At 68.8% G+C, this 12,972-nt stretch carries 10 protein-coding genes and 1 tRNA gene; 4 read left to right on the forward strand and 7 right to left on the reverse strand.

Annotated features, from left to right (window positions below; translation table 11 throughout):
• Positions 1-38 precede the first annotated feature (38 nt).
• Together KUV85_RS12270 and KUV85_RS12275 are read right to left on the reverse strand one after the other, a co-directional pair.
• A complete protein-coding gene (locus KUV85_RS12270) occupies positions 39-602 on the reverse strand; it encodes a nucleotidyltransferase (RefSeq protein ID WP_219960182.1) in 564 nt (187 codons plus the stop codon).
• A gap of 68 nt (positions 603-670) precedes the next feature.
• Entirely contained in the window at positions 671-1,345 is a 675-nt protein-coding gene (locus KUV85_RS12275) for a helix-turn-helix domain-containing protein (protein WP_219960183.1), read from the reverse strand.
• A 73-nt stretch (positions 1,346-1,418) separates the two neighbouring features.
• Here KUV85_RS12275 and KUV85_RS12280 point away from each other — a divergent pair, with 73 nt between their 5' ends.
• The 3 genes from KUV85_RS12280 (at position 1,419) to KUV85_RS12290 (ending at position 5,513) form a co-directional block, all read left to right on the forward strand.
• Positions 1,419-1,679: a helix-turn-helix transcriptional regulator gene (locus KUV85_RS12280; RefSeq protein WP_219960184.1), complete on the forward strand. Its 261-nt coding sequence runs from the start codon at positions 1,419-1,421 to the stop codon at positions 1,677-1,679.
• Positions 1,679-2,929, forward strand: coding sequence for a tyrosine-type recombinase/integrase (locus KUV85_RS12285; protein WP_219960185.1), 1,251 nt, complete (start codon positions 1,679-1,681; stop codon positions 2,927-2,929). Before KUV85_RS12280 ends, KUV85_RS12285 begins: the two co-directional genes overlap by 1 nt.
• A 649-nt stretch (positions 2,930-3,578) precedes the next feature.
• Positions 3,579-5,513 carry an AAA family ATPase gene (locus KUV85_RS12290; protein ID WP_219960186.1) on the forward strand — a complete coding sequence of 645 codons (1,935 nt, stop codon included), beginning with the start codon at positions 3,579-3,581 and terminating at the stop codon, positions 5,511-5,513.
• An 813-nt stretch (positions 5,514-6,326) separates the two neighbouring features.
• Here KUV85_RS12290 and KUV85_RS12295 read toward each other — a convergent pair.
• Both KUV85_RS12295 and KUV85_RS12300 read right to left on the reverse strand, forming a co-directional pair.
• Positions 6,327-6,887 (reverse strand): GNAT family N-acetyltransferase, encoded by a 561-nt coding sequence (locus KUV85_RS12295; protein ID WP_219960187.1) that lies wholly within the window; start codon positions 6,885-6,887, stop codon positions 6,327-6,329.
• Positions 6,888-7,658: 771 nt separating this feature from the next.
• Positions 7,659-7,731, reverse strand: a tRNA-Thr gene (locus KUV85_RS12300).
• Positions 7,732-7,895: 164 nt separating this feature from the next.
• Between KUV85_RS12300 and KUV85_RS12305 the strand changes: the two genes are divergently transcribed.
• The gene (locus KUV85_RS12305) at positions 7,896-9,365 is read left to right on the forward strand and encodes a glyceraldehyde-3-phosphate dehydrogenase (RefSeq protein WP_219960188.1); all 1,470 of its coding nucleotides are present in this window, start codon (positions 7,896-7,898) and stop codon (positions 9,363-9,365) included.
• 193 nt (positions 9,366-9,558) lie between these two features.
• Here the strand turns inward: KUV85_RS12305 and KUV85_RS12310 are convergent, their stop codons facing one another.
• Genes KUV85_RS12310 through tmk form a run of 3 tightly spaced genes read right to left on the reverse strand, consistent with a single transcriptional unit; the run spans position 9,559 to position 12,915 of the window.
• Positions 9,559-11,112, reverse strand: coding sequence for an alpha/beta hydrolase (locus KUV85_RS12310; RefSeq protein WP_219960189.1), 1,554 nt, complete (start codon positions 11,110-11,112; stop codon positions 9,559-9,561).
• Between the two features lie 16 nt (positions 11,113-11,128).
• On the reverse strand, positions 11,129-12,274 hold the full coding sequence (locus KUV85_RS12315) for a DNA polymerase III subunit delta' (RefSeq protein WP_219960190.1): 1,146 nt from the start codon (positions 12,272-12,274) through the stop codon (positions 11,129-11,131).
• Positions 12,271-12,915 carry a dTMP kinase gene (tmk, locus tag KUV85_RS12320; protein ID WP_219960191.1) on the reverse strand — a complete coding sequence of 215 codons (645 nt, stop codon included), beginning with the start codon at positions 12,913-12,915 and terminating at the stop codon, positions 12,271-12,273. The genes KUV85_RS12315 and tmk overlap by 4 nt, the downstream gene beginning before the upstream one ends.
• Between the last annotated feature and the right edge of the window lie 57 nt (positions 12,916-12,972).

Raw genomic sequence — 12,972 nt, forward strand, 5'->3', positions numbered from 1 at the left:
ACACGCCTGATGGCGCCGGCGCGCCCGAGCCGGGCGGGTCAGAGGAGGGCGAGGGCGTCTCGTGCCCGGGCCACGGCCTCGACTCGGGTCTGTTCCGGGTCGGATCCGGGCACCGAGAGCAAACCCGGCAGGGAGTCCTCGACGGTGTAGACCTCATACAAGACGTCGGCGACCTCCTCGGCAGTGGCGGTGCTGAGGTCGCAGGCCTGGAGCAGGTCGACCAGGTCCTCCTCGTCCTTGGGGCGCCAGGCGGCGAGCTTCATCGCCAGCAGGTGACGCGGTGGCGCCACATGGACCGTCAAACCTTCCGTTCCGGGGCGCGCCTGAGCGCACTCCGGACTCGGCGGCACCCACGGCGCGGCGGCCGCGTTGAGCCACCCCATCGCCAGACCACGCTCGATCGCGACGTCGCGGGCCACCTCATCCGTAGCCGGCGTCGAGCCGGCGACGTCGACATCACCAGTGCCGAGCTGCCGGCCGTGGGCCAGCAGCATCGCCGCACCACCCACGACGTACAGACCCACCCGCGCCGAACGGGCAAAGAGACGGTCGTGGAGTGTCTGGAGCAGGTCGACCACCGAACCGGCGTCGAGCTCCTTCAACGGGCCCGGAGCCCAACACGGCTCAGGAACCGCCTCCGGTGCACAGCTGGGGCACAGCCACGGGCGCCTCATGCGACCTCCAGGGCGGAGGCGGCCAGCCAGATGTTCGCGACCGCCAACCACTCGGGCGTCACCTCACGAACCTGGCCCTCGCTCAGGCGACCACGCGCGGGGAACCACGCCACCGCAAGCGGGTCCACCGACGTCCACCACGGCGCCGACCGGCCAGCGGCGGTGAACTCGTGCGCAACCAACACAGCCAACAAGGTGCCCCACCGCTCCTCGCCAACCATGGGCTTCGCATCCCAGGCATCAATCAGGTGGGGACGGTTCTCCAGGGTGTCGCGCAACCGATCGCGCGCCTCGAGCGCGAACCGGAGGACCCCCGAGGGACGCGTCGACACCTCAAGGGCACGACGCAACGACGTCCCCGCGTCCAACGCCGTCGGCACACCCTCCTGACGTGCCGCATGCAGCGCGGTGCCAATCCGCTGGAACTTCACCAACAGCCGCGCCGACGGAGCGGTGTCACCGTGCAGATACGCCGACAACCGCGACGGCGACGTACCCACAGCCCTCGCGAAGTCCTGCTGGGTCAGACCACTGGCCCGGACCGCCGCACGCAGAGACTCCACGACCGCCCGCTGGTCGACATCAAGTTCGCTGACCCCAGCCACCAGCACACCTCCCGCCCCGTACGCCGGTGTTCTCTGATCCGAGAATATCGCCGCGGTCTCGCTCACGCATCCGCTGTTGGTTCCACTCCCGTCGTCCGCTGCTGAGCCACGGGGTCCGCCGGTTCGTCGCCATCTACGCATGTCACCGGACATGGACAACCAACAGAGTCACATCGAACGGTCCGGCGACAGCGAGCAGGCCGTGCCGGCCATCCCGTCGGTCAGCGAACTGCTGACCACCGACCAGGTCGCCGAAGCACTCGGCGTCTCCACCAAGACCCTGGCCAACTACCGCGCCCGCGGTACCGGACCGAAGTACGTGCGCGTCGGCGGACGCGTCTTCTACACCCGCACCGCCTACGCCACCTACTGGGCCGCACTCATGGACGGGGCAGCCTGATGGCCCGCCACGCGATCCCGCCCGGCGGCGTGGGCGACGTACGGCCCGTCCAGGTCAAGGACCGGCTCTGGCGGGTGCGGGTGCGGTGGCGCGACGACGTCGGCACCTACCACCGCACCACGGTCAAGGCGATGTCGAAGTCCGAGTGCGCCGACCTCGCCCTGGCACGCATCGCACAAGAACGCGAACGACTCCTCCGCCAGCAGCCCGCGACCGACCGGGAGCTCACCCTGGACGAGGTGGCCGAACGCTGGTTCGCCTCACTGGAGGGAACCCGGCGGCGGGCCTCGACCATCGACCAGTACCGCCGCACCTGGCGCAGCGCCCTCGCCCCCATCCTCGGCCAGGACCAGATCAACGCCATCACCCGCGCCCGCGCCCAGACAGTGCTCCACGACGAACTCTTCGCCCGGCACCCCGGCCACCGAACCCCCGACGGCACTTGGCAGGCCGGCGGCCACCGCCTCGACGAACACGGTCAGCGCATCCCGCTGCGCGGCGACCAGCCCCGCAACGTGCTCAAGCTGCTGCTCGCCTTCGCCGCCGACAGAGGGTTCCGCACCGATGGCCACAACCCACTCGAGGGCACGAAGCCGCCCGAGAAGGCCAAGCCAGCACCTCGGGCCCTGACCGACGACGAAGCCGACCGGCTCATCGACATGGCCCTGCACTGGCACCACACCGGCCACGGCGCCAGCGACGTCCTCTGGCACGGTCTCGTCCTCATGCGCTACACCGGGGTCCGCATCGGCGAACTCCTCGCCCTGACCTGGCACGACATCGACCTCGACGCCGCCGTCCCGGCCATCACCGTCCGCCACAACCTCGCCGAGGACGGCCGGACCGACGGCATGCAGCTCGGACCCACCAAGTCCGGCACCATCCACGTCATCGCGCTCCACGAACGAGCCGTCGACGTCCTCGCCGAACGCCGCCAAACATCTGGCGCGTCAGCAGATGGGTTCGTGTTCGCCACCCGCACCGGCTGCCCGGTCACCCATGCCAACTTCCGCAGGATGCTCCGAGACCGCGTCCGCGGCACCGACCTCGAGTGGGTCCACCCACACACCTTCCGCCACACACTCGGCACCAAGGCCGACCGCACCCTCGACCTCGAGGCCGCCCGCGACCTCCTACGCCACAGCGACCAAGCAGTCACCCGCCGCCACTACGTCCAAGACGACGGCATCCACAAACTCGACCCCCGAGCCCTCTTCACGGCGGAACAGGAGAGACCAAGACAGGACTGAGCCCCACAGGCCAACCGCGAACGACAATCGGAGCGCGGTCCTAGTTAGGCGCATGCCCCATACCGCGTAAATGGACCCGCTTCGCGCGTGTAACCCCGTCCCGTATGCCGTCCCAGTCCCGGGACGGATTGGCGGACGGGGCCTACGGGATCGCCGCCGGGCGCGGTCCCGCTGATCGGGTTGCCGACCTGGTCGATCTCGATGGAGGTCCCGCTTACGGGACGGGAGCTCGATCGTGAGGCCGGTCGTGTACCCGAGAACGGCCCACAATGCGTTTTCGAACACAAGACTCGAACCACAACCACGGGTGACGGTTCACGGCTCCTCGACCGGGAAGCCGGGAGACCAAGTACGCAAAGGCAACACGTTCGGCGGCACGATGCCGGGCGGCCGCCGATTCCTGTGACACTGCGCCTCGTTCCTCCTTCGAGACGCCCCCGGGTCCCCGGAACTGCCCGGCGCGGCGACTGTGCTCGGGCAGGATGGCCCACGCACACAACAATGTCAGGAACGGTCTCGCATGTGACGATCACGCAAGGGGACTGGAGTCGCGGCCCTTGGTGGGAGCCCACCGCTGCGGTCCTGCGACGTGTGAGCCCACTTGACTTTACGTTGTTCGGCAAGACCTATGCGTCAGGGAGAACTACTGATGAAGCGGATGCGGTGCCGGCGGATCATGTTCGAGGGCTACAAGCGGCTGGCTGAGACCGACTGCAACGTAAGCCCCTACCTACTTGCCTTCGTAGGGCAGAACGAGTCCGGCAAGTCCTCCGTGCTGACGGGCCTGGAATGGCTCACGGAGGACGGCACGACGCCGCTGAGCACCCTGGACAAGGCCCGCACCAAGAAGAAGGACCAGGGGTGGGTCGTGGGCGCCGAGTTCACCCTCGGCGACGAAGAGATCGGACTCATCGCGCCGCTCGGGTTTGACGAGACGCCCGCGACCATCGGCATCTGGAAGCAGGTCGACGGCACACTCGTCACCAAGTTCCGCGACCCGCGCGACCCGCGGCGCGACCCCGCCCCGTTCCAGGCCGCCGCCAGGGCCCTAGAACGCGCTCAGCAGCGACTCCAGAAGCAGATCGCCGAAGAGGGCGTCGAGCGAGACGAGGACGACGAGGAACACGGACCAGAGGTCTGGTTCGCGAAGGTCGAGAAGCGGCTCAATGAGCCAGAGGAGGACTGGGACGCCGACGACCAGCGTGCCGCCGAGTCGCTCGCCGAGTGGCTGGACGTACCGTCTCCGCGCGGCAAGAACCCTCGCGACGCTAAGACGGCGAGCCTGATCCGAGCCGCTGCCACGATCGGTTCGCGGCCACACCCGGAGACCGAAGGCATCGACCTCCTGAGCGACCGGATCCCGACCTTCCTTCTGTTCCGGGAGGACGACCGCATCCTCCCGACTGTTACGCCAGTCGATCCGCCGAACCGCCCCAAGATGCCTTCTGCGATCAGGAACCTTCTCGCCATCGCTGAGGTGAACATCGCGGCGGTCTGGAATGCGCACACGGACGAAGACTCCGGCGAGAAGCGCACCCAGCTAGATGCGGCGAACCGTAGACTCGACGAGTTCTTCGGCCAAGCGTGGAACCAGTCGAACGTCTCGGTGAACATCGACGTGAATGAGAACGGTCTCCAGACCCACGTCATCGACTTGGACACGAGGCGGTACACGAGGATCGAAGAGCGCAGCGAGGGCCTTCGAGCGTTCGTGACGCTCGCTGTGTTCCTGGGGTCGCAGGAACTGGAGATCCCACCGATCCTGCTGATCGACGAGGCCGAGCTACACCTCCATTCCGACGCTCAGGCAGACCTCGTCGGGGGCCTGCTGAAGCAGATCGACGCCACCCAGGTCTGGTACACCACGCACTCCCCGGCGTGCCTGCCCAGTGACCTCGGCACTGGCATCCGGCTGCTCGAACGGCACGGCGAGCAAAGCGAGATCAAGTCCCACTTCTGGACGAACCAAGAGCCCGGATTCGGTCCGTTGCTCTACGCCATGGGTGCCGGTGCCGCAGCCTTTTCGCGCTGCCGCTGGGCCGTGCTCGGTGAAGGCGCGTCAGAGATGATCCTGCTGCCCACGCTCATCCGAGTGGCGACCGCCCTAGAGGACCTGCCATACCAGGTAGCACCGGGCCTCTCCCACTCGCAAGGTCACGGACTCGATGTCGAGGAGGTAGCCGCGCGCGTCATCTACCTCACCGACGGCGATAAGGATGGGTCGGACTACCTAGCCAATCTCCGCGAGCGAGAGGTGCCTGAGTCGCGACTGAAGTCCCTGCCGAAGGGGAACTCTATCGAGGACCTGCTCGACCGGGATTTTCTGCTTGACGTCGTGGACACCCTGCTTTCGAAGGACGCCCCGCGACCGAACGCACGCATCTTCAAGTCGTCCCAGACTGCCGGGCGCTCGATAGCGAAGTGGGTCAAGGACAACGAGATCGCGCTCGGCAAGGTCGCCATCGCGTACGAGGTTATCGACCGCGCACCCGACATCGCGCTCGCATCGGGAGCAGCCGACACGCTGCGCACGCTCCACGACGAGTTCATGGCCGCGTTCGAGGCTGGCGAGCGCGGGGCATAGGCATACGCGCATCGCGTTCGTTGTCAGTGGCCATCCAACAAGCTCAGCCGGCGACGCACCACCTCAACTACGCACAGGGCTCCGGCTGCGGGGGCATTTGCTGCCAAGCGTTTGCGGGCGCGACCCAGTTATCCATGGGCTCGCCGCGCGAGCCCATCGCTGACAGGCATTCCATCCACCGGCGACTGTCGGGCTCTCCACCGCGATCAAACGCTGTAGCGTCTCTGGCATGGACAGGAGCCGTGCCGAAGAGGCGACAGCTGCAGCATTGCTCGTCTTCGGTGCCTTCCAGGTCGCTCTCGCTTCTGGAGCCCCATGGGGCCGCGCGGCATACGGCGGGACCCGTCGCGGCACTCTGCCCGGGCACCTAGTGCGATCAGCGGAGTGGCAGCAGTCGGGTAAGGAACCGGGGTAGCCGCCATCGTCCGCGATGTCGGCTCGCCCAGGACTCGAAGCTGCGCCTTCAAGGCCCAGAGCATCTTCATGGGAATCGGCACGGCTGCGAATGGCGCGTCCCGATCGCCGGTCGAGCGAGCTCTTTGGACGCCATTGTCGGCGGCGACGAGTGCACTCGCTTGGCGTTCACGAGCCGCCGGATCGTGAACTCGCAGGAAGCCGATCGGCCACTGGTACGCGCCGCGAGCCCATCCACCTACGGCACCCGGACCGGCGGCGCTCTCGGTTGCCCAAGTGTCCGCTTGCCCTTGCGTCGGCGGGTCATGCGTACAGGGCTCTGACCGCTCACATTGCCACCGTTCGCGACGGAGCGACGGACCCGGGCGTGGGTCGACTCGGGTGCGCGAGCGATGTCGTCTACAAGCGGTCGAACGGCTCCGCGTAGGCGAAGCGGCCGGTGGGGTGTTGACCGGTGCCGATGGGCAACACCTGGAAGTAGTCGCCCCAGGCTGGGTCGGGAGGTTCGATTCGACACTCCTGCGCCGGGACAAAGCCGAATCGTGCGCAGTAGGTCGGGTCCCCGAGTAGGGCGACGAGAGTCTCACCGGCTGTCTCGGCTCGCAGCAACAGGTCGCGCATCAGTCTGTTGCCGACTCCGGTGCGCTGGTGGTCGGGATGAACGCTGAGTGGGCCCAGGCCGAGCGCGGCCGCATCACCGATGTGTGCTCGGGTGGCAACGACGTGACCGACGACCTGGTCCCCGTGGGTGGCGACGAGCGACAAGCCCGGCAGCCAGCCCGCGTCGTTGCGCAGCCAGTTCAGTAAGTCGACCTCTGCAGGAGGCCCACCCGGCCGGAGGGGTGGGGCTGAGTGATCCGCGAGAAGGAAAGCAGCGGTCACGACTGCCTTAATCTGGTCGATATCGGCGGGGACCTCTGGGCGGATGTCGACTGAACTGGTGGGCGGGCTGGTTCTCATGGCTCCGGCAGGCTAACCGCCGCAGCTGCGGGGACTCGACCGTTTTTGACGGCGACCGTCGGGCGGCATGTGAGACGGCGTCGCCGAATGGGATCCCCACGTGGCCGCAGCGCTCCCGCCGTCCCCCCAGAGCGGTGGGGTCGCTGCGGCCTAGTCCGAGCACCAGAGGTGGAGCCACTCGGGAACCTTCTAACCGAGCGGCCGACCTCACGTTATCGGTTGAGCATTCAACATGTCGACGAGTTCCGCGATCCGGTCCAAGCAACCCGGAGCCACCCGTAGTACGGGTCGACGCCCGCCCTCTCTTGGCGCCGGCGTCGCGATGGGATGTCGAATACGGACCATCGCGCCGAGACCGGATCCACTTACGGACCTCGGGCGGGCGGTCCTCAGGGCCACCGAAAAGGTTGTCTAGTCCGCAGTGCTCGAAGCTCGAAAGCTGGACTGGGCGTTGGCATACACGCCGAACTGTGAAGGTTCGCCTCGATTGTCGACGTCCGGGTGTGCCGCGATTCTCCGCGATGCAGAGGGTGTGTCTATCCGCCGCGAGTGCCGCTACCGCGGGACGAGCCCGCGCTTCGAAGGCATCACCCAGTCGGCTGACGTCTGACAGCAGGAGCAAAGCCCGCGTTCGTAGTCCGGACCGGCGCAGCTGGCGGCGCACCGCACCCGAAAGGGCCGATATCTCGCCCCAAACTCGCCTCTTGGACGCTCCGCTCGACATGACAGTGGCCCTGACATCGCGTTTCCGCAGGTCAGGGCCACTTCTTGAGCCGCCTGCCGGAATCGAACCGGCGACCTATTCATTACGAGTGAATCGCTCTACCGACTGAGCTAAGGCGGCGCGCTGCCACGTGGGCAACCCGCGGAAGTATACGGACGGACCCGGCCGGGGACGTAATCAGCGTCTCGGTGGACACGATTACGTAGCACAGCGGGCCAGTCCCTAGGATCACCGTGCCCGCCGTCCGGTGCGCCGGACGATGAACCGCGCCCCCGAGGAACGACGTGTCGACGACCGAAGAGACGCTGAAGAACTGGAACGCCCGCGAGGAGATCGCCGAGGCGATGATCCCGCTGATCGGCAAGCTGCACCGCGAGAAGGGCGTCACGATCCTTCTCCACAGCCGCCCGCTGATGAACAAGGGCGTCATCGACATCCTCAAGACGCACCGCTTCGCCCGCCAGATCGAGGGCAGCGAGCTCGGCGTCCACGACACGCTTCCCTTCCTCCAGGCCCTCGCCGACCTCGACGTCGGCGCCGCGAAGATCGACCTGGCGGCCCTCCGCGCGGCCCACCGCGCCGACGACCGCGACCTCTCCGTCACCGACTTCACCGCCGAGGCCCTCGCCGGGATCATCGGCGAGAACAAGCCCGTCGGCCAGGGCCCCCGCGACGTCGTGCTCTACGGCTTCGGCCGCATCGGCCGGCTCGTCGCCCGCCTCCTCATCGAGAAGGCCGGCTCCGGTCGCGGCCTGCGTCCCCGCGCGGTCGTCGTACGCCGCGGCGGCGCCGGCAAGGACGACCTCGCCAAGCGCGCCTCCCTGCTGCGCCGCGACTCCATCCACGGCCAGTTCAAGGGCACCATCAAGATCGACGAGGACAAGAACCAGATCATTGCCAACGGCAATGTCATCCAGGTCATCTACGCCGACTCCCCGGCCGAGATCGACTACACCGAGTACGGCATCGACAACGCCATCCTCATCGACAACACCGGCATCTGGCGCGACCGCGAGGGCCTGTCGGGCCACCTTCGTCCCGGCATCGACAAGGTGCTGCTCACCGCGCCCGGCAAGGGCGACGTGCCCAACATCGTCCACGGCGTCAACCACCTCGACACCGACGCCGACGAGAAGGTGCTCTCCTGCGCCTCCTGCACCACCAACGCCATCGTCCCGCCGCTGAAGGCCATGGAGGACGAGTACGGCATCATCCGCGGGCACGTCGAGACGGTGCACTCCTTCACCAACGACCAGAACCTGCTGGACAACTACCACAAGGCCGACCGCCGCGGCCGCTCCGCGCCGCTCAACATGGTGCTCACTGCCACCGGCGCCTCGTCGGCGGTCAAGAAGGCCCTGCCCAACCTCGACGCCAAGATCACCGGCAACTCCATCCGCGTCCCCACCCCCGACGTGTCGATGGCGATCCTGAGCCTGCAGCTCAAGCGCGAGACCACCCGCGACGAGGTCCTCGACCACCTGCGGGAGGTCTCACTGACCGGGCCGCTGAGCCGCAACCTGGACTACACCCAGGCCACCGACGCCGTCTCCAGCGACTTCATCGGCTCGCGCGCCGCCTCGATCATCGACGGCAACGCCGCCATCGTCGACGGCGACAGCGCGATCCTCTACGTCTGGTACGACAACGAGTTCGGCTACTCCTGCCAGGTCGTGCGGACCGTGCAGTACATTTCCGGCATCGAGTACCCGACCTACCCGAAGGAGCCCGGCCAGCCGGTCGTCACGGCCTGAGAGGGGTCGCCACCCGAGGGGCGGCTCCAGGGGGTCTCGACACGGCTCGCTGGCGCTCGCCGGCTCGACCAGCAAGGCCGATCCCGTACGCCGGCTCGACCAGCAAGGTCGGTCGCGCCGGTGAGGTCGAGGGGTCTCGACAGGCTCGACCACCGGGGCCCACCGAGGTCTCGGCGGGGGAGGCCGCGTCAGGTCAGCACGTGGTGCCGTCGGCGGGGGCCTCGCCGTCGACGAGCAGCTGGTGGACGGCATCGGCGATGCAGTCGTTGCCGGAGGTGTAGCCGCCGTGGCCGTCGCCCTCGCGGGTCAGCAGGACACCGGACTCGAGCTGGTCGGCCAGCGCCTCGGCCTCCTCGTACGGCGTCGCGGGGTCCTTGGTCGTGCCGATCACCACGATCGGCTCCGCACCAGCCGCGGTGACACCGTCCAGCGGCTCCTCGGCCGGCTCCACCGGCAGGCCACCGCACCCCGACAGGCCCCACGCCCACATCTCACCGATCGTCGGTGAGACCTCGCGGAACTGGTCGATGTAGTCCTCGGTCTCGGACTGCTCGATCGCGCTCGGGTCGTCCAGGCAGTTGATGACCGCGATCGCCTCGACCGAGTTGTCGGTGTAGGCGCCCTCCTCGCGGGAGGCGTAGAAGTCCGCCAGCGCCAGCAGCGTCGACCCGTCGCCGTTGAAGGCCTGCTGCAGGCCCTGGTCCAGCAGCGGCCAGTTGTCCTCGCTGTAGAGCGGGGTGATCAGGCCGAGGACGGCGTACCCCGGCTCCAGCTCGCGGCCCTGCTGCGTCGGCAGCGGGTCGTCGTCGACCTGCTCCAACAGCGCGTCGATCCGCTGCAGGCCCTCCTCGACGGAGTCGCCGAGGAAGCACTCGTTGCCGTCGACGCACGCCTGCACGTAGGACTGCAAGGCACGCGCGAAGCCCTGCGCCTGGCTCATCGAGTTCTCGATGAAGTCCAGCTCGGGGTTGACCGCCGAGTCCAGCACGAACCGGCCGACGTTCTCGGGGAACAGCTCGGCGTAGTACGAGCCGAGCCGGGTGCCGTAGGAGAAGCCCAGGTAGTGCAGCTGCTCCTCGGCCAGCGCCGAGCGCAGCACGTCCATGTCGCGCGCCACCTCGCTGGTGCTGACGTGGCCCAGCAGCTCGCCGGTGTTGTCCTCGCAGCCGGCCCAGAACGCGTCACTGGCCTCGAAGTACTCCTCACGCTCACCCGGGTCGTCCGGCGTCTGGTCCTCGGCGAGGTAGCCGTCGAGCTGCTCATCACTCAGGCAGTCGATCGGCGAGGACTCCCCCGTGCCACGCGGGTCGAAGCCGACGATGTCGTACGCCGCCTGCAGCTCGGGGCGGAAGTAGTAGTTCAGCGACTGCTCGCCCTCGACCATGTCGGTGCCGGGCGCACCGGGACCGCCGGGGTTGACCACCAGCGACCCGACGCGCTCCTCCTCCGACCCCGACGCCCGGGCCCGCGACAGGGCCAGGTCGATCGTCTCGCCGTCGGGGTCGGCGTAGTCGACGGGGACGGTGAGATCGCCGCACTGCCACTCACCGCCGCCGCAGGACTCCCACGCGATCTCCTGCTCGTAGAACTCCGCGAGCTCGTCGGGCGACCCCTCTGAGGCGTTGTCCTCCCCCGCGACCGGGTCCGCGCTCGAGTCCTCGGCGCGCAGCACGAGGACGCCGGCCGAGAGTGCCGCTGCCACGACGAGCACCCACACGGTCGTGGTCGCAACGATGAGTTTCTTCAAGCCGACTCCTCGGGTCTCACACGTGGGCGCTCTCGGGCACCTTCAACGACACCATCATGGACTCCAGCGCCAAGGCCACCGGGACGTTGAACTCCAACATCTGCTCCCGCGCGGCGAAGATCCAGCCGATCCGGCGCAGGTTGAGCTCGGGCGTGGAGGCACGCGCGATCTCAGCGACGTCGGCCCGCACCTCGGCGTTGACCAGCTCCGACTCGGCCCCCGTCTGCAGCGCGATCGCGTCCCGGTAGACCGAGATCAGGTCCATCAGTCCCCGGTCGACCATGTCGAGGTGGCGTCGCTTGGCACGCGTCTTCTGGTTCTTCTCCAGCTCCCGCAGGGCGGGGGCGTACTCCTTGGGGCGGCGCCCCTTCTCGACCACGCCGTAGGAGGCGTCGAGGTCGGCCTTCTCCTTCGCGTCCAGCGCGGTGGTGATCTCGTCGGCCTCGGCCCGGGTCACCTCGGCCAGCCGGGTCGCCGCGGTCATGCACGAGGCCAGCGACCGCAGCCTGGCCGGGATCGCCACCACGTCCTGGCGCCGCGCCCGCACCGCGTCGTCGAACGCCAGCGCCCGCGCCCGGCCGATGTGGCTTTGGCTCGCCCGGGCGGCGTACGCCGCGCTGGTCGCCTCCGCGCCCTGCCCGACCAGGAACTCCTCGACCTCCGCGGCGGTGGGCGTGCTGAGCGTCACCAGCCGGCAGCGTGAGCGGATGGTGGGCAGCACGTCCTCGACCGTGGGGGCGCAGAGCATCCACACGGTGCGGTCGGTGGGTTCCTCGATCGCCTTGAGCAGCGCGTTGCAGGCCTGCTCGGTGAGTCGGTCGGCGTCCTCGACGACGAGGATCTGCCAGCGCTCCCCCATCGGCGACAGTGCCGCACGCCGCACGAGCTCGCGGACCTCGTCGACGCCGATGGAGAGCTTCTGGGTGCGGATGACGGCGACGTCGGCGTGGCTGTCGTTGAGCACCGTGTGGCAGGCGTGACACTCGCCGCAGCCGCCCTGCTCGCACTGCAGCGCGGCCGCGAAGGCGACCGCGGCGTTGGACCGGCCCGATCCGGGCGGGCCGGTGAAGAGCCAGGAGTGGTTCATGCCGTGGCCGGCCACGGCCTTGCGGAGCGAGTCGATGGTGTGGCGCTGGCCCACCAGGCGGTCCCAGACGGTCACGTCGCCCCCTCCAGCAGCGGCGCCAGGCGGTCGTGGATCGCGGCGGCGATCTCCTCGACCGCGCCGCGTGCGTCCAGCACGAGGTAGTGGTCGGGGTCGGCGGCGGCCAGGTCGCGGAACGACTCCCGCACCCGTTCGTGGAACTCCAGCCCCTGCCCCTCGATGCGGTCGCGCCCCTCGAAGCGGCCCAACCCGTCGGCCGGCGGCAGGTCGAGCAGCACGGTCAGGTGGGGGCGCAGGTCGCCGGTCGCCCAGCGCGCCACCTGCTCCACCCCGGTCGTGCCCAACCCTCGCCCAGCGCCCTGGTAGGCGAGCGTGGAGTCGACGTACCGGTCGGTGATGACGACCTCGCCGCGGGCCAGCGCCGGCAGCACGACGGTCTCGACGTGCTCGGCCTTGTCGGCGGCGTAGAGCAGCACCTCGGTGCGGTCGGCCAGGTCGCCGGTCTCGGGGCTCAGCACGATGTCGCGCAGCCGCTGCCCCACCTCGGTGCCCCCCGGCTCCCGTGTCAGCAGCACCCGGTGACCGGCGGCCTCGAGCCGCTCGGCCAGCAGCCGGGCCTGGGTGGACTTGCCGCCACCCTCGCCGCCCTCGAAGCACACGAAGACGCCACGGTCGGCGTACGCACCCGGAAACTCCACGCCAGCAACCTACGTGCCACCACCGACCGGCGGGCAGCCGCCTCGCGTCTATGCTCC

Origin of the sequence: Nocardioides panacisoli (assembly GCF_019448235.1) — a bacterium.
Taxonomy (GTDB): Bacteria; Actinomycetota; Actinomycetes; order Propionibacteriales; family Nocardioidaceae; genus Nocardioides; species Nocardioides panacisoli_A.